The organism is Pseudomonas sp. FW215-R2, from assembly GCF_058789255.1.
This window is the reverse complement of record NZ_JBYTBO010000005.1, coordinates 123657-141949: the sequence shown is the minus strand read 5'-3', so window position 1 is coordinate 141949 and position 18293 is coordinate 123657. Positions and strand designations below refer to the sequence as shown.

9 protein-coding genes and 1 pseudogene are annotated in these 18293 nt (G+C 59.7%); 7 read left to right on the top strand and 3 right to left on the bottom strand.

Annotated elements, in window-relative coordinates; all coding sequences use genetic code 11:
• Positions 1 to 106 precede the first annotated feature (106 nt).
• Together AC3WRD_RS09090 and recQ are read right to left on the bottom strand one after the other, a co-directional pair.
• Positions 107 to 541 carry a MarR family transcriptional regulator gene (locus tag AC3WRD_RS09090; protein WP_007962151.1) on the bottom strand — a complete coding sequence of 145 codons (435 nt, stop codon included), beginning with the start codon at positions 539 to 541 and terminating at the stop codon, positions 107 to 109.
• Between the two features lie 134 nt (positions 542 to 675).
• A complete protein-coding gene (gene recQ, locus AC3WRD_RS09085) occupies positions 676 to 2805 on the bottom strand; it encodes a DNA helicase RecQ (RefSeq protein ID WP_102620309.1) in 2130 nt (709 codons plus the stop codon).
• A gap of 277 nt (positions 2806 to 3082) precedes the next feature.
• Here recQ and AC3WRD_RS09080 point away from each other — a divergent pair, with 277 nt between their 5' ends.
• The 7 genes and pseudogenes from AC3WRD_RS09080 (at position 3083) to AC3WRD_RS09050 (ending at position 8432) form a co-directional block, all read left to right on the top strand.
• Positions 3083 to 3670, top strand: coding sequence for a UPF0149 family protein (locus AC3WRD_RS09080; RefSeq protein ID WP_085710385.1), 588 nt, complete (start codon positions 3083 to 3085; stop codon positions 3668 to 3670).
• Positions 3671 to 3680: 10 nt separating this feature from the next.
• Positions 3681 to 4076 (top strand): YbaN family protein, encoded by a 396-nt coding sequence (locus tag AC3WRD_RS09075; RefSeq protein WP_102620308.1) that lies wholly within the window; start codon positions 3681 to 3683, stop codon positions 4074 to 4076.
• A 117-nt stretch (positions 4077 to 4193) separates the two neighbouring features.
• Positions 4194 to 5501, top strand: a complete 1308-nt coding sequence (locus AC3WRD_RS09070) for a hypothetical protein (RefSeq protein ID WP_102620307.1) — start codon at positions 4194 to 4196, stop codon at positions 5499 to 5501.
• A 514-nt stretch (positions 5502 to 6015) separates the two neighbouring features.
• Complete coding sequence (locus tag AC3WRD_RS09065) at positions 6016 to 6387, top strand: DUF6124 family protein (RefSeq protein ID WP_102620306.1); 372 nt, start codon at positions 6016 to 6018, stop codon at positions 6385 to 6387.
• Positions 6388 to 6548: 161 nt separating this feature from the next.
• Positions 6549 to 6710 (top strand): annotated as a pseudogene (locus AC3WRD_RS09060) (YbaN family protein); the annotation flags it as partial.
• A gap of 117 nt (positions 6711 to 6827) precedes the next feature.
• Positions 6828 to 7598, top strand: coding sequence for a hypothetical protein (locus tag AC3WRD_RS09055; protein ID WP_102620305.1), 771 nt, complete (start codon positions 6828 to 6830; stop codon positions 7596 to 7598).
• A 456-nt stretch (positions 7599 to 8054) separates the two neighbouring features.
• Positions 8055 to 8432 (top strand): DUF6124 family protein, encoded by a 378-nt coding sequence (locus tag AC3WRD_RS09050; protein WP_102620304.1) that lies wholly within the window; start codon positions 8055 to 8057, stop codon positions 8430 to 8432.
• 189 nt (positions 8433 to 8621) lie between these two features.
• Here AC3WRD_RS09050 and AC3WRD_RS09045 read toward each other — a convergent pair whose 3' ends face one another.
• Positions 8622 to 18053, bottom strand: a complete 9432-nt coding sequence (locus AC3WRD_RS09045; protein WP_102620303.1) for a retention module-containing protein — start codon at positions 18051 to 18053, stop codon at positions 8622 to 8624.
• Positions 18054 to 18293: the final 240 nt, after the last annotated feature.

Here is an 18293-nt window from a genome sequence, read left to right as displayed (position 1 = left end):
AACCGACTTCTATGGGTTCGCACATCCGGTACGAACACGATATTGCCCAGTAGTTCTTATAGTCTGCCCAGCGCGATCTCTCAAAAAAACGGCACGCGGTTGTGCCTCAAGACTTTTCCAGGTTGGCCAGAATGTGCCCGTGAACCCGCATGCACACCTTCAAATCCGCTTCGTCGACGCCTTCGAACAATTCGTGACGCAGTTGCGTGGCGATGGTCTCGATCTGTTCGATCAGCGGCAGTGCCGGTGCGCACAACACGATTTTTTTCGCCCGCCGGTCTTCCATCACGGACTGGCGTTGCACCAGGCCCTGGCTTTCCAGGCTGTCGAGCAGGCGGGCAAGGGTCGGCCCTTCGACGCCAACGCTTTGCGCCAGCTCCCGTTGGGTCGGGGCGTCTTCGAAACGCGCCAGATGCAGCAGCACCAGCCAGCGCGCCTGGGACAAACCCAGGCCGGCCAGCCGGCGATCCAGTTCGGCACGCCAGCCACGGGACATCTGGGCCAGTTGCATGCCAAAGCGGTGTTGATCGGTTAACGGCATAAAACACTCATGGTTAGACTGAAGAAATAGAGAAAAACTAATTATTAGTCAGCTAAGCATGACATTTGGCTATAGGCAAGAGCCGCCCTGTACTGAATCGTTACATCTGTACAACGGTTTGTGTAAGCCCAGGCTCACATCTCGAATTCAGATTGCAGCGCAGCCCTTACGCAATACAGCACGCCTTCCGGTACGCGACCGGCAAACAGCTCCGCCACTTCAGCGACCGACGGCAACTCGCCCTCGCCGTCGAGGAACGCATCCTGGACTTCGCCCATCAGGTCCTCCGGCAAGTCCAGCGCCTGTTCCAGCGACAATTGCTGCTTGCCGATGGCTTCAGCAAGCATGGTGTAGACGTTCTTTTCCGAGCACTGCAACTGACCGGCAATCTGCAGCGGCGTCATGCCGGCACGGGCCAGGGTAATCAATTCGTGGCGTACGTCGGCCACCACCTTCGGCGTTTCGGCCTCGCCACCGAGCACTTCGAGGAAGGCCTCGCCGTAGCGCTCCAGCTTGCGTGCGCCGACGCCGCTGACCTGCGCCATTTCCGCCAGCGAGGTCGGCTGACTGCGGAGCATTTCCAGCAGCGTCGAATCGGGGAAGATGACGTACGGCGGCACGCCGTGTTCTTCCGCCAGTTTGCGGCGCAGGGCACGCAGCGCTTCCCACTGTTCGCGTTCCTCAAAGCGCACCAGTTGACTGGCCGGGCTCTTGCTGCCGCTCTTGGCGGTGACTTGCGGCTTGAGGTCGCGGCGCAGCTCCAGGCTCACTTCACCCTTGAGCAGCGGCCGGCAAGTGTCGCTAAGACGCAGCCCGCCGTAGCCTTCGTGATCGACATCCGCCAGGCCGCGAGCAACCAATTGGCGAAACAGCGAGCGCCATTCGCTCTCGCTAAGCGCCTTGCCCACGCCGTACACCGACAGGTGCTGATGGCCGAAACTGCGGACCTTTTCGTTGTCCTTGCCCAGCAGCACGTCCACCAGATGGCCGACACCGTAACGCTGGCCGGTGCGATAGATCGCCGACAGCGCCTGACGTGCAGGCTCGGTGGCGTTCCAGGTCTGCACGCCGTCGGTGCAGTTGTCGCAGTGCCCGCATGGCTCGGGCATGTCTTCGTCGAAATACGCCAGCAACGCCTGACGACGGCAGCGGGTTTCTTCGCAGAGCGAGAGCATGGCGTCGAGCTTGTGCTGCTCCAGACGCTTGTGGCGCTCGTCGCCTTCGGAGTTCTGCAGCATCTGCTTGAGCATCACCACGTCTTGCAGACCGTAGGCCATCCACGCGTCCGCCGGCAGACCGTCACGGCCGCCGCGTCCGGTTTCCTGGTAATACGCCTCAAGGGATTTCGGCAGGTCGAGGTGAGCGACGAAACGCACGTTGGGTTTGTCGATGCCCATGCCGAACGCCACGGTGGCGACCATGATCAGGCCTTCCTCGTTGAGGAAGCGTTTCTGGTGATAGGCGCGCAGATCGTTGGGCAGACCGGCGTGGTACGGCAGCGCCGGGAAGCCCTGCTCGGTGAGAAACGCGGCCACCTCTTCCACCTTCTTGCGCGACAGACAGTAGACGATGCCGGCGTCGCTGCGCCGCTCGGCCAGGAACGCCAGCAACTGCTTGCGCGGCTGCTCCTTGGGCACGATGCGGTAGAAGATGTTTGGTCGGTCGAAGCTCGACAGAAAACGCTCGGCATTCTGCAGATGCAGGCGGGTGACGATTTCTTCGCGGGTGCGCTTGTCGGCGGTGGCGGTCAGGGCAATACGCGGCACGTCGGGGAACATTTCCGCCAACTGCCCCAGTTGCAGGTATTCCGGGCGGAAGTCATGGCCCCATTGCGATACGCAGTGTGCTTCGTCGATGGCGAACAGCGCGATGTTCAAGCCTTGCAGGAACGACAGCATCCGCGGCTGCACCAGACGCTCCGGCGCCAGATAGAGCATTTTCACTTCGCCGCGCTTGATCCGGTTGGCGAGGTCGCGCTGCTGTTCGGCGCTCAGGGTGGAGTTCAACGCGGCGGCGGCCACGCCCAGCTCTTCGAGGGTGGCGACCTGATCGTCCATCAGCGCGATCAGCGGCGACACCACCACCGCCAGGCCGTCGCGCAGCAGCGCCGGCACCTGGAAGCACAGGGACTTGCCGCCGCCGGTCGGCATCAGGACAAGGGCATCACCGCCACTGGCCACGCGCTCAATGATTGCACCCTGACGGCCACGGAAACTGTCGTAGCCGAAGATGTCCTTGAGGACGCGTTGAGCCTGTTCGAGCATAAAAACTCCAAAAATCCACCGAAACATCCCTGCACAGGCTGGTTCAAGACAGCCGAGGCTGCTTTAAACAAAACGTAAGGGCGCATTGCATGACGCCGTACAGTTTCAGCCGCGACACCGGCAGGGATCGCAAAGCGCGGCAGTATACCCGAGCCCTCCCCGGCAAAGGGCACCGCCGATAAGAAGCTTGTGGGCGCAAATCTGCCGTGCGGCTGGCTTGAGGGCTCAAGAAGGCCTAGAATTCCCGCATTGTTTATTCCCCCAAGGTAGCCCTTTAATGTCCTTCGCCGAGCAACTAACCCGCCTGCAAGTCTTCCTCGACGCCGACGAGCTGCATGAAGAGGCGCTGGACTACGTGGCCGCTCACGGTTACCTGACCGCGCTGTCGATCTGCGCCGACGTGGTGCCGGATCGTGAGTGGATCGACGCCCTGTTCGCCGAAGAGCCGCACTACAGCAGCGAAGCCCAGCGCGAAGAGATCGAAGCCACGCTGATCGGCCTGAAAGCCCACATCGCCCGCCAACTGGCCTCCGATGAAGAATTCGAGCTGCCATGCGAGCTGGACCTGGGCGACGAGCCGGACGATTCCGAACTGCGCGGCTGGTGCATCGGCTTCATGGAAGGCGTGTTCCTGCGCGAAGCGGCCTGGTTCGAAACCGCCGAAGAAGAAGTCAGCGAAATGCTCCTGCCGATCATGGTCGGTTCGGGTCTGTTCGACGAACAGCCCGAGTTCGAAGACATCGCCAAGGACGCCAACCTGATGGACGACATGATCGTGCAGATCCCGGAAGCCCTGACCGCGCTGTACCTGCTGTGCCAGGCACCCGACGAAAAACCGGCGATCCTCAAGCCACGTCACCACTAAGCTCCGGCCTATGGACAACCCCATAGGCAACCGCCCCCTGATGTTGCGCTACATCCTGCTGGCCATCGGCTGGCTCAGCGTGGCATTGGGGGTGATCGGGATATTCCTGCCTGTTCTCCCCACTACCCCTTTCCTCTTGCTGGCGGCCGCCTGCTTCGCCCGCAGCTCTCCGCGCTTCTATCAATGGCTGGTCGAGCATCCCCGGCTCGGGCCATGGATCCGCGATTACCTCGATGGCAACGGCATACCGCTCAAGGGCAAGGTCTACGCGATCGGGCTGATGTGGGCGAGCATTCTGTTCTCGTGCTACCTGGTGCCGCTGCCGTGGGCGCGTGGGTTCATGCTGACCAGTGCGGTGTTGGTGACGGTTTATATCTTGCGGCAGAAGACGTTGCACAAGTCTTGACCGGTTGTCGGGACTGTCAGAGTTGACAGGTGTGTAAGGTTCGTTTGATGGCGCTTCATAGTGCATGCCCGCTGCCATTCCGGCAAAAACGGCTGAACCTGCGAAGGAGCGTTCCCCATGAGCACTCAAAATCCTTTCTTTAGCTATTGCACGACGTATCCCGGCGGATCCCCGTTGAGTCCTGGCGACACGACCCCCTCCACGGGTGTCGAGTTTGGCGGAAGCGGGCCGGCGGGTGCTCCATTTGTGATTACGGATAATGGCGCGGTAGTGGCTAGTGGAGTGTTCAATCCAAGCAGCGCATTCATCCAGCAACTGGTGAATCTGGTTCAGGGACTGCATCGTTTTGAATTGCGGGGAAATGCCAGTTTGCCTGAGACCGATGTTTTTATATTGACCGTGGGTGCAGCCGTGACGCTGACGATTAATTGGCTCAGAGGTTTGATCAGCGGGGCCGTTATTCCTGAAGGCGCCACCACTCCCGAAACGTTGTTTGCGATGAGTGGAAAAGCCAAGCCGAACTCTACCATTTATCTACGTATCGACGGGGTCAGGCAACCGGGGCTGATCGCCGTGGATGGAAATGGCGACTGGGCCTATAACACCGGTACTCAAGCAGCGGGGCTACGTAGTTACACGATCGAAGGCAACTATGATTCGGGTCCAGTGTCGACCCCGCCGAGAACATTGATTGTGGGCACGACGTTGATTGTCCCGACCTTGATTAACGTGCTGGACGCCAACAATGTGGAGGTTCCAGAAGGTACAAGCACTGCCAGCACTCAGTTGACACCTAAAGGCAAGGCAAGTCCTGGCCAGCAGGTCGAAGTATTAGACGACAGCGGCGCAAGTGCAGTGCCCAAGGGCAAAGCGACCGTCAGTGCCAGTGGTGATTGGGAACTCTCGATTTCTGTCGAGCCAGGTGCTCATCGGTTGTATGCCAAGTCGCTGTACCCTTCGAATCCGATATATTCAAACGTGCGCACGCTGAGTGTCATTGAGCAGGTGATCAGAAGAGAGAATTTCAGTAACGAGGCCGACCAATTACTCAGACTCAATGTACCACTCACGTGCAGGAGTGGACTCATAATCACCACGACAATATTAGGTAGTAATTTAACAGGGATATTCACCGTCCAATCACAACCAATACCCAACATGGAAGGAAAGTACTTATACATGGCCCAAAGCACTTGTAGATTCAGACTACCCAATACCGCAAGTAAAATTAACTTTCCGTTTTTCAACACACACGGTGGCTCCCTGGGCGTTATTGTTTATGACTCATCAGGGAATAAGTTAGATGAACAATACACACACCCCCGTATAGATACATATACATTTGAGGCTTCAACAAGCTCTCGCGCATCATATTTTGATGTTATAGGATATTCTATTCACATAGACAACATTGAGTGGAGCTAATGCAAAAAGGGATGCCCATTAAAAGAGAAAAGGAGAGGTACTTATTTACCAGAAATAAAAGAAAATAAAAGGGGACGCATTTATTTACCAGCACCAACCCTGATAAACCCGCCCTCCTGTTCGATCGGGAAGGCGGGTTTTGTCGTTTCCGCGCCTTCGGTAACATTTGTTGAATAGTGCTGAATGCTATGTCCGCAAAGCCACATCACCTTGCGCCTTTGCCTACGCATCCGCCAGAATCCGCCGGCTTGTGCGCCTTGGGGGCGGGTTCTATTGTTTGGCGGTCGCTGAAAAACAGCGATCGGGTTTAGCGATCCGGCTCCAGACAGACGCAACAACGCCCAATCCCGATTGCAGTCTCTTCTCTGCACTTGGCGTAATGGTGGCTGTGCGTGGGAGACCTTCGGGTCTACCCGGGGTTTCTGTGACCCGGATCGCTAACCTGCGTACAGCCGCCACCTTTACTTGTTTAGCGATGAGTCGTGGCGGCTCAGTCCAATCACGGAGATTCGCCATGATCAAACCCACGCCAAACCCGCCGGAAGTCGATTCGACTTCGCCCTACGGAACCCTCGATTCAAAGAAATTCCACGAGGCCGCCGAACGCGCCCTCGATCACTACCTCAATCCGTTCCACCCCAGAAAACCGCTGCTCAAACCCAACACCCGCTACCTCATCGCCCCCGGCATCCCGAGTGAAGAGCTGCTGGCCGACGCCTGCGAAACCCTGACCTCGGCCAAAACCATGGCCAGCGATTTCGCCGGGATGCTCGATGCGCCGCAGCGGCATGTGCTGTTGGGGATTGCGCAGTTGATCATGCTGGGTGAGCTGGCGGTGAATCGGGTGCTGGATAATCTGGAAGTGAAGGCTGACGCAAACCTCTAGGCAAGTGAGCGATTGTGGCGAGGGAGCTTGCTCCCGCTCGAGTGCGAAGCGCTCGCAATGCTTTTGGGGGCTGCTTCGCAACCCAGCGGGAGCAAGCTCCCTCGCCACAGTTTCACCAGACATGAAAAACCCGCCGTCCCGTATAACCGGGATGGCGGGTTTTGTCGTTTCAAGGCAAGGTCCATGCGATCGGGCTGATGTGGGCGAGCATTCTGTTTTCGTGCTACCTCGTGCCACTGCCTTGGGCGCGGGGGTTCATGCTGACCAGTGCGGTGCTGGTGACGGTTTATATCTTGCGGCAGAAGACGTTGCGCAAGTCTTGACCGCTTGTCGGGACTGTCAGAGTTGACAGGTGTGTAACGTTCTACTGATGGCGCTTCATGGGACATGCCCGCTGCTGCTCCGGCAGACATGGCTGAACCCACGAAGGAGCGTTTGCCATGAAGAAAAGGCCAAAAATGCAGAATCCGTATTTCTCCTATGCTACTGAACATCCCAGCGGGAAGCCTCTGAAGCCCCCTGACACCACGTTATCCAGAGACATTGAAATCGGTGCCGACGGACCGCCGAAAACTCCATTGCAAATAACCGACACACATAACGGCACCCTTAAAGTTCTAAGCCCAGCCAATGCCGAGTACAACGACAGTGGTCGGTTCTTTATGCGCGTGGAGGGGCTGTCTGAAGGGATGCACACCTTCGGTTTACGTCCAAACTCCAGTTCGTTGCCCTCTGACGAATGGTCATTGACGGTAGGCAACATAAACTCTGAAGACTTCGATTCTGAACCGGAACAATCTGTTGAATTCGGCCAATACATAAAAACTAACTTATTGACCATCCTCTTACTATCCGGGAACGCGACCATAAAAATAGTTGACCTGAGCAAAACAAGTCTTCCTCCGCCACCTCAACCTGGAAAAATGAGTGGAAATATCTTAAAAATTGTGCCAAAGGATCCAACAACTCAAAACAACGTAAGCATTCTATTTAATTTAAAAATCAATAAATTGAGTTTTTGGCACTACGGAGTAAACGATGCAAATACGGTGGTTTTATTCTATGGTACTGGCGGACTACTAGGACAAAAACCACTTTCGCACAGCTCACAAATCACGTACTTTGAAGGTTCTTTTCCTGAAATTACATCAATTCAGATCCTCTCAATAAATGACGGTTTCCTTTTGGATCACCTCTGGTTTGAGGTCTGAATAAAGAAAAGAGAAATGGGGACGCATTTATTTAACAGTCCCCACACGAAAACCCGCGCTTCCGGTCAACCGGGAGCGCGTATTTTGTCGATTCCGCGCATTCGGAAACCCTCGTTGAAGAGTGTTGAATGTTATGTCCACAAAGCCACGCAACCTTGCGCCTTTGCCTACGCATCCGCCAGAATCCGCCGGCTTGTGCGCTTTGGGGGCGGGTTCTATTGTTTGGCGGTCGCTGAAAAGCAGCGATCGGGTTTAGCAGCCCGGATCTACTCTAGACGCACAATGCCGTTCGTTCGTGATCAGGCTCACGCCTGTCCGTTCACGTTATGGCGGCTTTGCGTGGGGCACTTCGGTGCGCCGGGTTCTAGAGTCCTGGTCTGCTAACCCGCGTACGGCCGCCACCTCTTTCGTTTAGCAGCGAAGCGTGGCGCCTCCACTACTCTAGAGGCTTTACCCATGATCAAACCCACGCCAAACCCGCCGGAAGTCGATTCGACTTCGCCCTACGAAACCCTCGATTCCAAGAAATTCCACGAAGCCGCCGAACGCGCCCTCGATCACTACCTCAATCCCCTCCTCCCCCGAAAACCGCTGCTCAAATCCAACACCCGCTACCTCATCGCCCCCGGTATCGACAGCGAAGAACTGCTGGCCGACGCCTGCGAAACCCTGACCTCGGCCAAAACCATGGCCAATGATTTCGCCGGGATGATCGATACGCCGCAGCGGCATGTGCTGTTGGGGATTGCGCAGTTGATCATGCTGAGTGAGCTGGCGGTGAATCGGGTGCTGGATAATCTGGAGTTGAAGGCTGACGCGTCCGCTGTAGTTTGACCGCCGCCTGATCGTTCCCACGCTCTGCGTGGGAATGCCTCAATGGACGCTCTGCGTCCGCTCTTTGGGACGCGGAGCGTCCCGGGCTGCATTCCCACGCGGAGCGTGGGAACGATCTAACGATCAACGCGCAAAAAAACCGCCGCCCCGGTTGATCGGGACGGCGGGTTTTGTCGTTTCAGCCCCCGCTCACACCGTATCCACCTTCAACGAATGATCATTCAGCATCCCGTTGATGATCGTCGCCGTGTCATGCCCGCTGGCGATCAACCCACCCGCGCCCGGCGTTACACCGTAGTGACTGGCGAGGTTGACGCCGGCCAGGTCGATGGTCTGGTTCGGCGTGGCACCGGCCATGGCGCTGACGTCGATGCTGGTGACCACCGAGGCGCCGCTGCCGGTGACGGTGAAGTGCAGGTAGTCATCCAGTGACGCCGACGTGCCGTTTTCACCTTGCAGCAGTTGCGACAGATCCAGCTTGTCGGTGCCGGGAGTGAAGTCGGTGACGGTGTCGTGGCCGCTGTTGCCCTTGAGCCACTGGAAGGTGTCGGCGCCCGGCCCGCCGGTCAGGGTGTTGTTGCCCATCCCGCCGATCAGCAGGTCGTCACCGCCGCCACCGTTGAGGATGTCGTTGCCCAGACCTCCATTGATGACGTTGTTATTGTTGTCGCCGGTCAGGGTGTCGTTGAAGTTCGAGCCGACGAGGTTTTCGACGTTGCTGAGGGTATCGATGCCAGCGCCGAGGGTGTTTTGCGCACCGAGCAGGCTCAGGTTGACCGTAACCCCGGCCGTCGCGTGTGCGTAGCTGACCGTGTCGATTCCGGTGCCGCCATCGAGGATGTCGTTGCCCGGGCCGCTGTAGAGCAAGTCGTTGCCGGCGCCGCCGTGCAGTTCGTTGTTGCCGGAGCCGGCGGTGAGCACGTCGTTGCCGTCGCCACCGTTGAGGATGTTGTCGCCGCTGCCCGCCACCAGCACGTCATCGCCGGAAGTCCCGGTGAGGGTGTGGCCGTCCTGATAGCTGATGGTCACGTTGGCGGTGTCGTTGCCGCCGTGGTTGTCGTTGGCGGTGTAGGTGCCGTGGTAGTCCGGGGTGATGTCGTGGGCCCCGGCGTAGTTGACCGTCATGGTCAGTTGATAGTTTTCCGCGGCATTGGTGTTGCTGCCGCTGGTGTTGGTGATGTTGGTCACGTGGATCTGGTACGTGCCATCGGCGCTGGCGGTGATGGTACCGCCGTCGGCGATGCTGACGAACGCCCCGCCGTTCACCGAGTACTCCATGGTGATGTGGCCGGCCGCCAGGTTGTGGTCGAGGTTGAGGGTCTCGCCTTGTTTCAGTTTGACGGTGATGAGGTCTTCATCGTTGGCATTGGCGTTGGTCACCGCACCGAGGTAGCCGCTGACCACCAGCACCGCCGTCATGGCCGCCGTGTTGGCTGCGAAGGAATTGCGTACATCCGCCAGGTTCTGGTTGGCGACGGTGTTGCTGGTGCCAGTGAAGCTGATCGCGCCGCTGCCGGTGAAGTCCGCCCCCTTGGCGACCCAACCGGTGTTGAAGGTGGTTGGCGAGGCGTTGAGTGTGTCGTTGTCCGGATCGGTGTCGTTGGCCAGCAGCAACTCGCCCGGCACCACGACATTGCTCGACAGCACGTTGGTGATGATGTGGTCGTCCACCGCCACCGGAGGCGAGTTGGGGATCACTTTCACCGTCAGCGTCGAGCTGGCGAGGTCGCCATCGTTGTCGCTGAGGGTAAAGCCGATGTTCTCGGTGATCACCGTCGTGGTGGTTTTTTGCGAGGTGTAGCTGTAGTCGCCGGTGTCGAGGTTGATCACCAGGGTGCCGCTGTTGTTGGTGGCGATGCTCAGGGTGTTGTTCACCGTGTCGAAGGTGCCGTGGTTGGTGCCGCCGCTGGCGGTCAGCGAACCCTGGCCGCTGTTGGCTTTCGGGTCGTAGGTGTAGGTGGTGCCGTCCACCACGATGGATTTGATGAAACCGCCATCGGCGCCGAACGAACCACTGTCACCCAGCAGCGAACCGGTGACCGGCGCGCCGACCACGGTGCCGGACAGCACCGAGTTCAGTTGATTGAGGTCGGTGACCACCACCGCATTGGTGTTGGTGTGGCTGATGCCGTCGTAGGCCAGTGGATCGAGGTTGGCGTTGCTGACGCCGTTGCCCAGGCCGATCGCATAGTTCTTGATGTTGTTGGCATCGAGGAAGTTTTTCAGCGCGGTCTCGTCGGCGGTGCCGATTTCCTGGCCGGTGGTAGGTTTGCCGTCGGAGAAGAAGTAGCCGACGTTCTGCGCCCCGGTGAGTTTGCCCGAGGTGTTGAACGCGGTCTGCATGGTCGCCACGGCCGCATCGTAGTTGGTGCCGCCACCGGCGCTGAGGCCGGCGAGCAGGGTCTTGGCCGTCGCCACATCGACCCATACCGTCGTGCGGTCGGTGGCGTTGCTGCTGAAGGTAACGAGCTGCACTTTCACATCGCCCAGATCATCGTACTTGTCGAGCAAGGCACTGATCGCCTGCTTGGCCAGGTCCAGCCGCGACAGGCCCGGCACACCGGAGGCGTCGGCCATACTGCCGGAGATGTCGAGCACGATCAGGATGTTGGAGTCGATCTCCACCGCCGCCACCGAACGATCCGACGCCACCGCTTTTGGCACGTCGTCGACGATGTTGACCACGATGGTGCTGGTGGTGCTGTTGCCCAGCGCATCGGTGGCTTTGTAGGTGAAACTTTCGCTCAGGGTGTTCGGCCCGTCGTTGGCGTTCGGCGTTGTTTTCGGCGCCGAGGTCAGGGTGTAGGTGTAGGTGCCGTCGGGGTTGAGCAAGATCTGTCCGTAGGTGCCGGTGGCGCTGCCGACCAGGGTGTAGGTGATCGCACCGCTGCCACCGGTGACCGCGCCGACCAGCGTACCGGTGGCGGTTTCGCCGGTATTGGTCGGATCGCTGCCGGTGACCGTGCCGGGGGCCAGGTCTTGCCCGTCCTTGGTCAGGTCGAGGGCTTTTTCGTAGACGGTCACGTCCTGATCGACCGAGGCCACGAGTTTGCTGTCGGCGACGTTGACGGTGATGGTGGTGGTGCTTTCGTCACCGTCACTGTCGCGGATGGTGTAGGTGAAGGTGTCGGTGGCGCCCGCTGGGCTCACCGAGTTCGGATTGCTGTGATAAACGGCGTTGCCGGCCGCATCCAGGGTCAGGTAGCCGTAGGTGCCGTTGATGTTGCTGTTGAGGCCGCCGATGGCCGAAGTCGCGGTGTTGCTGCCGGCCCGCACGCCCACCACCGCACCGCCCGCCGCCGGGCCATCGGCACCGGTGACGTCGTTGCCCAGCACGCTGATATTGACCGTGCCGCCCTCCACCACCGAGCCGGTGTCGGCCTTGGCGGTCGGCAGGTCATCGACGATGTTGACGTTGATCTGCCCGGACGCGGTGCTGCCATCGCCATCGGTAGCCACCACGTTGAAGTTCTCGGTGATGCTGTTGGCGCCGTTGCCGGTCGGGTGGGTTTCGTGATCCACCAGGGTGTAGCTGTAACTCACCACGCCCGTGGCCGGGTTGTAACCGGTGATGGTCAGCGTGCTGCCCAGCGGCGTGACGACCGATTGCGGGAAGCCTGCGGCTACGCCATTGGTCACCACGGCGATACCGCCGACGGTGAGGGTTTGCAGACCGTCGAGGGCGGTGACGGTGAAGGTGCCGCTCTGAGTCAACGCCGTCGCATCCGGCGCAGTGCCGTTGCTGAGGTTTTTCTCGAAGACAGTGAGCTCGCCGCCGTTTACGTCCAGGCCATTGAGAATCACCGGATCGTCGTTGTTGTGGATTTGCAACACCAGATTCGCGGTGCTGGTATCGCCGTCGGAATCGGTGATGGTGTAGGTGAAAGTCTCGGTGCCGTTGCCATTGCCGTGCAGGTTTTTGAAGTCCGCATCGTTGGTGTTGAGGGTGTAGGTGTAAGTGCCGTTGGCGTTCAGCACCAGCGTGCCGTAAGTCCCGGTGAAAGTGCCGGCGGTGATCGGGCCGGCATTGGGGCCGGTTGGGACGCGGTCGGCGCCTTGCACGTCGTTGGTCAGGACGTTGCCGGTCAAGGTGAGGTTGGTTTCCGAGGCGGTGCCGGCGTTGGTGTCGTTTACGCCTTTTGGCAGGTCGTCGACGATGTTGACGTCGAGGTTGGCGTTGGCGGTGGTGCCGTTGTCATCGACCACGGTGACGGCGAACTGCTCGCTCAGACTGTTCGCGCCGTTGGCGGTTGGGTGGGCGTCGTTGTGGTCGAGGGTGTAGCTGTAGCTCACAACACCTGTCGTAGCGTTGAAGCCGGTGATGGTCAGGGTGCTTCCCAACGGAGTCGTGACCGATTGCGGGAACCCTGCGGCTACGCCGTTAGTAACCACGGCGATACCGCCGACAGTCAACGTCGTGACACCATCCAACGCGGTGATGGTGAAGGTACCGCTTTGGGTCAGTGCGGTGGCATCCGGTGCACTGCCGGTGCTGAGGTTTTTTTCGAAAACCGTCAGCTCGCCGCCGTTCACGTCGAGGCCGCTGATGGTCACCGGATCGTCGTTGTTGTGAATCTGCAAAACCAGATTCGCAGTGCTGGTATCGCCGTCCGAATCAGTGATGGTGTAGGTGAAGTTCTCGGTGCCGTTGCCACCGCCGTGCAGGTTCTTGAAGTCCGCATCGTTGGTGTTGAGGGTGTAGGTGTAGGTGCCGTTGGCGTTCAACACCAGCGTGCCGTAGGTCCCTGTGAAAGTACCGGCAGTGATCGGGCCAGCATTGGGACCGGTTGGGACGCGGTCAGCGCCTTGCACGTCGTTGGTCAGGACGTTGCCGGTCAAGGTCAGATTGCTTTCCGAGGCGGTGCCGGCGTTGCTGTCGTTTACACCTTTTGGCAGGTCGTCGACGATGTTCACGTCCAGCGATGCATTCGCGGTGGTGCCATTGTCATCCACCACCGTCACAGCAAATTGCTCACTCAACGTGTTCGCGCCGTTGGCTGTTGGGTGGGCGTCGTTGTGATCCAGGGTGTAGCTGTAGCTGACGACGCCGGTCGTGGCGTTGAAGCCGGTGATGGTCAGCGTGCTTCCCAACGGAGTCGTGACCGATTGCGGGAAGCCTGCGGCCACGCCGTTGGTGACGACAGCGATTCCACCGACAGTCAGCGTGGTCACACCGTCCAACGCCGTGATGGTGAACGTGCCGCTCTGAGTCAGCGCAGTAGCATCCGGCGCACTGCCGGTGCTGAGGTTTTTCTCGAAGACGGTGAGTTCACCACCGTTCACATCGAGGCCACTGATGGTCACCGGATCGTCGTTGTTGTGGATTTGCAGCACGAGGTTTGCGGTGCTGGTATCGCCGTCCGAATCGGTGATGGTGTAGGTGAAGGTCTCGGTGCCGTTGCCATTGCCGTGCAGGTTTTTGAAGTCCGCATCGTTGGTGTTGAGGGTGTAGGTGTAGGTGCCGTTGGCGTTCAGCACCAGGGTGCCGTAAGTCCCGGTGAAAGTGCCGGCGGTGATCGGGCCAGCGTTGGGGCCGGTTGGGACGCGGTCAGCGCCTTGCACGTCGTTGGTCAGGACGTTGCCGGTCAAGGTGAGGTTGGTTTCCGAGGCGGTGCCGGCGTTGGTGTCGTTTACGCCTTTTGGCAGGTCGTCGACGATGTTCACGTCAAGGTTGGCGTTGGCGGTAGTGCCGTTGTCATCGACCACGGTGACGGCGAATTGCTCGCTCAGACTGTTCGCGCCGTTGGCGGTTGGGTGGGCGTCGTTGTGGTCGAGGGTGTAGCTGTAACTGACGACGCCGGTCGTGGCGTTGAAGCCGGTGATGGTCAGCGTGCTTCCCAATGGAGTGGTCACCGATTGCGGGAAGCCTGCGGCTACGCCGTTAGTGACGACGGCGATTCCGCCGACAGTCAACGTGGTGACACCGTCCAGTGCAGTGATGGTGAACGTGCCGCTCTGAGTCAGGGCGGTGGCATCCGGTGCGCTACCGGTGCTGAGGTTTTTCTCGAAGACGGTGAGTTCACCGCCGTTTACGTCGAGGCCGCTGATGGTCACTGGATCGTCGTTGTTGTGGATTTGCAGCACGAGGTTTGCGGTGCTGGTATCGCCGTCCGAGTCAGTGATCGTGTAGGTGAAAGTCTCGGTGCCGTTGCCATTGCCGTGCAGGTTTTTGAAGTCCGCATCGTTGGTGTTGAGGGTGTAGGTGTAGGTGCCGTTGGCGTTCACCACCAGCGTGCCGTATGTCCCGGTGAAGGTTCCGGCAGTGATCGGGCCAGCATTGGGGCCGGTCGGGACGCGGTCGGCACCTTGCACATCGTTGGTCAGAACGTTGCCAGTCAGCGTCAGGCTGGTTTCCGAGGCAGTGCCAGCATTGCTGTCATCCACGCCTTTCGGCAAGTCGTCGACGATGTTCACGTCCAGCGACGCATTGGCGGTGGTGCCGTTGTCATCGACCACGGTGACGGCGAACTGCTCACTCAGGGTGTTGGCGCCGTTGGCGGTTGGGTGGGCGTCGTTGTGGTCGAGGGTGTAGCTGTAGCTGACGACGCCCGTCGTGGCGTTGAACCCGGTGATGGTGAGCGTGCTACCCAGCGGAGTCGTGACCGATTGCGGGAAGCCTGCGGCGACACCGTTGGTGACGACGGCAATGCCACCCACGGTCAGCGTGGTCACACCGTCCAGCGCCGTGATGGTGAACGTGCCGCTCTGAGTCAGGGCGGTGGCATCCGGCGCGCTACCGGTGCTGAGGTTTTTCTCGAAGACAGTGAGTTCGCCGCCGTTCACGTCGAGGCCGCTGATAACCACTGGATCATCGTTGTTGTGAATCTGCAAAACCAGATTCGCGGTGCTGGTATCGCCGTCGGAATCGGTGATGGTGTAGGTGAAGGTTTCGGTCCCGTTGCCACCACCGTGCAGATTCTTGAAATCTGCATCGTTGGTGTTGAGGGTGTAGGTGTAAGTGCCATTCGCGTTGAGCACCAAGGTGCCGTAAGTCCCAGTGAAAGTGCCAGCAGTGATCGGCCCGGCATTCGGTCCAGTTGGGACGCGGTCGGCGCCTTGTACATCGTTGGTCAGGACGTTGCCGGTCAGCGTCAGGTTGGTTTCCGAAGCGGTGCCGGCGTTGCTGTCGTCCACGCCTTTTGGCAGATCGTCGACGATGTTCACGTCCAGCGACGCATTGGCGGTAGTGCCGTTGTCATCCACTACGGTGACGGCGAACTGCTCGCTCAGACTGTTCGCGCCGTTGGCGGTTGGGTGCGCATCGTTGTGATCCAGGGTGTAGCTGTAACTGACGACGCCGGTCGTGGCGTTGAAGCCGGTGATGGTCAGCGTGCTGCCCAGCGGAGTCGTGACCGATTGCGGAAAGCCTGCGGCTACACCGTTGGTGACGACGGCGATGCCGCCAACAGTCAGCGTGGTCACGCCGTCCAAAGCTGTGATGGTGAACGTGCCGCTTTGGGTCAAAGCTGTGGCGTCCGGCGCACTGCCGGTGCTGAGGTTTTTCTCGAAAACAGTGAGCTCGCCGCCGTTGACGTCGAGGCCGCTGATGGTCACCGGATCGTCGTTGTTGTGAATCTGCAAAACCAGATTCGCGGTGCTGATATCGCCGTCGGAATCGGTGATGGTGTAGGTGAAGGTTTCTGTGCCATTGCCGCCACCGTGCAGATTCTTGAAGTCCGCATCGTTGGTGTTCAGCGTGTAGGTGTAAGAACCGTCGGCATTCAGCACCAGGGTGCCGTAAGTCCCGGTGAAAGTGCCGGCGGTGATCGGCCCGGCATTCGGTCCGGTTGGGACGCGGTCGGCGCCCTGCACGTCGTTGGTCAGGACGTTGCCGGTCAGGGTCAGGTTGGTTTCAGAGGCGGTGCCGGTATTGCTGTCGTCCACGCCTTTCGGCAGGTCGTCGACGATATTCACGTCCAGCGACGCATTGGCGGTGGTGCCGTTGTCATCCACCACGGTGACGGCGAATTGCTCGCTCAGGGTGTTGGCGCCGTTGGCAGTCGGATGAGCATCGTTGTGATCCAGGGTGTAGCTGTAGCTCACGACACCCGTCGTAGCGTTGAAGCCTGTAATCGTCAGCGTGCTGCCCAAAGGTGTAGTGACGGATTGCGGGAAACCCGCTGCCACGCCATTGGTGACCACGGCGATTCCGCCAATGGTCAGCGTCGTGACGCCATCGAGAGCTGTGATGGTAAACGTGCCGCTCTGAGTCAACGCCGCCGAATCCGGGGCGCTACCGAGGGAAAGGTTTTTCTCGAAAACCGTCAGTTCGCCACCCTCGACGTTCAAGCCGTTGATGAGCACCGGATCGTCGTTGTTGTGGATCTGCAACACCAGATTCGCGGTGCTGGTGTCGCCGTCCGAATCGGTGATGGTGTAGGTGAAGTTCTCGGTGCCGTTGCCACCGCCGTGCAGGTTTTTGAAGTCCGCATCGTTGGTGTTCAGCGTGTAGGTGTAAGTGCCATTGGCATTCAGCACCAAGGTGCCGTAAGTCCCGGTGAAAGTGCCCGCAGTAATCGGGCCGGCATTGGGGCCGGTTGGGACGCGGTCGGCGCCTTGTACGTCATTGGTCAGGACGTTACCGGTCAGCGTCAGGTTGGTTTCCGACGCGGTGCTGGCGTTGCTGTCACCGACCGCTTTTGGCACATCGTCAGTGATGTTCACATCCAGCGAGCCGGTGGCGGTGTCGCCATTGCTATCGCCAGCAATCACCGTGAAATGTTCGCTGAGGCTGTTGGCGCCGTCACCTGCCGGATGGGCGTCGTTGCCGTTGAGGGTGTAGCTGTAAGTGACCGTGCCGTTCGCCGGGTTGTAACCGGTGATGGTCAAGGTGTTGCCCAATTGCGTGGTGATCGATTGCGGGAAACCGACGGGCACGCCGCCGACAATCACGCTGATGCCACCGATGCTAAGGCTGGTCAGACCGTCAGGCGCCGAAATGCTGAAGCTGCCAGCCTGGGTCAGCGCGCCGGGATTGGCGGCGGAGCCATCCGGCAGATTGGCTTCATTGAGCGTCAGTTCCCCCCCCGGCACGTCGAGGCCCGTGAGGGTGACCAGGTTGTTGACCGGTGGCGGGATGACCGGCGCAGGCGTGTTGTCACCGTTGTCGATGACCGCGTTGTGGCGTTCTTCCGGAAACTCGGGAATGCCACCAAAACCGGCCGTGGGGAAACCGATGACCGGATCGACCCGGCCACCCACTTCGGTCAGCAATACGAAACTGTGGCCGCCACCCTTGCCGCCGTTGGTGTCACCGGGGGCATCGGGGCCTGCGGCAGTGGCTTCGGCAGATTTGGTCGGGTCTTCACCGGCGGCGATGGCTTTCTGGATCTGGGCGACATCGGTGAGTTGAGCATCGCTCGGGGTCAGCGCTTCCGGGGCATCCACATGCGGCGCATGGTTGGCCAGCAATTGTCCGGTCATGGTCAGGCTGCTGTCCCGGCCCAGGGTCAGTTCCTGGCCGTTTTGCAGATGGACGGCGACCGCCCCCTCCGCGCCCGTGATCAATTGATCTCCGGCAAACAGTCGATCGCCTTCAACCAATGCGCGCCGACTTCCGTCAGCCGATTGAGCGAAAACCTGACCGATGACTTTAGTGACGATCCCGATGAGCGTTGCCATGTGCATTTCCTCCGCTGCCGACCACCGTCGGCACTGGTTCGCGAAGCAGCCCATGGCTCAAGCGGGTTGTCGGGGCGACGCTCGCACCTCGACAGTTCGTTTCGCAGGGTATGCAAATTCAGAAACCCCAGCGCCATCAAGCACTTGGAATCCCTGATCGATGCAGCACGCCCACTAGCGCTACGTAACGGTGGTGAATCACCCGAGTGACAAAAAACTGTCGCTCATTGGCCGCTACGC

Excerpts from the sequence above, each read along its gene's own strand:
- AC3WRD_RS09090 (WP_007962151.1), bottom strand. The coding sequence starts at position 541 with ATGCCGTTAACCGATCAACACCGCTTTGGCATGCAACTGGCCCAGATG.
- recQ (WP_102620309.1), bottom strand. The coding sequence starts at position 2,805 with ATGCTCGAACAGGCTCAACGCGTCCTCAAGGACATCTTCGGCTACGAC.
- AC3WRD_RS09080 (WP_085710385.1), top strand. The coding sequence starts at position 3,083 with ATGTCCTTCGCCGAGCAACTAACCCGCCTGCAAGTCTTCCTCGACGCC.
- AC3WRD_RS09075 (WP_102620308.1), top strand. The coding sequence starts at position 3,681 with ATGGACAACCCCATAGGCAACCGCCCCCTGATGTTGCGCTACATCCTG.
- AC3WRD_RS09070 (WP_102620307.1), top strand. The coding sequence starts at position 4,194 with ATGAGCACTCAAAATCCTTTCTTTAGCTATTGCACGACGTATCCCGGC.
- AC3WRD_RS09065 (WP_102620306.1), top strand. The coding sequence starts at position 6,016 with ATGATCAAACCCACGCCAAACCCGCCGGAAGTCGATTCGACTTCGCCC.
- AC3WRD_RS09055 (WP_102620305.1), top strand. The coding sequence starts at position 6,828 with ATGAAGAAAAGGCCAAAAATGCAGAATCCGTATTTCTCCTATGCTACT.
- AC3WRD_RS09050 (WP_102620304.1), top strand. The coding sequence starts at position 8,055 with ATGATCAAACCCACGCCAAACCCGCCGGAAGTCGATTCGACTTCGCCC.
- AC3WRD_RS09045 (WP_102620303.1), bottom strand. The coding sequence starts at position 18,053 with ATGGCAACGCTCATCGGGATCGTCACTAAAGTCATCGGTCAGGTTTTC.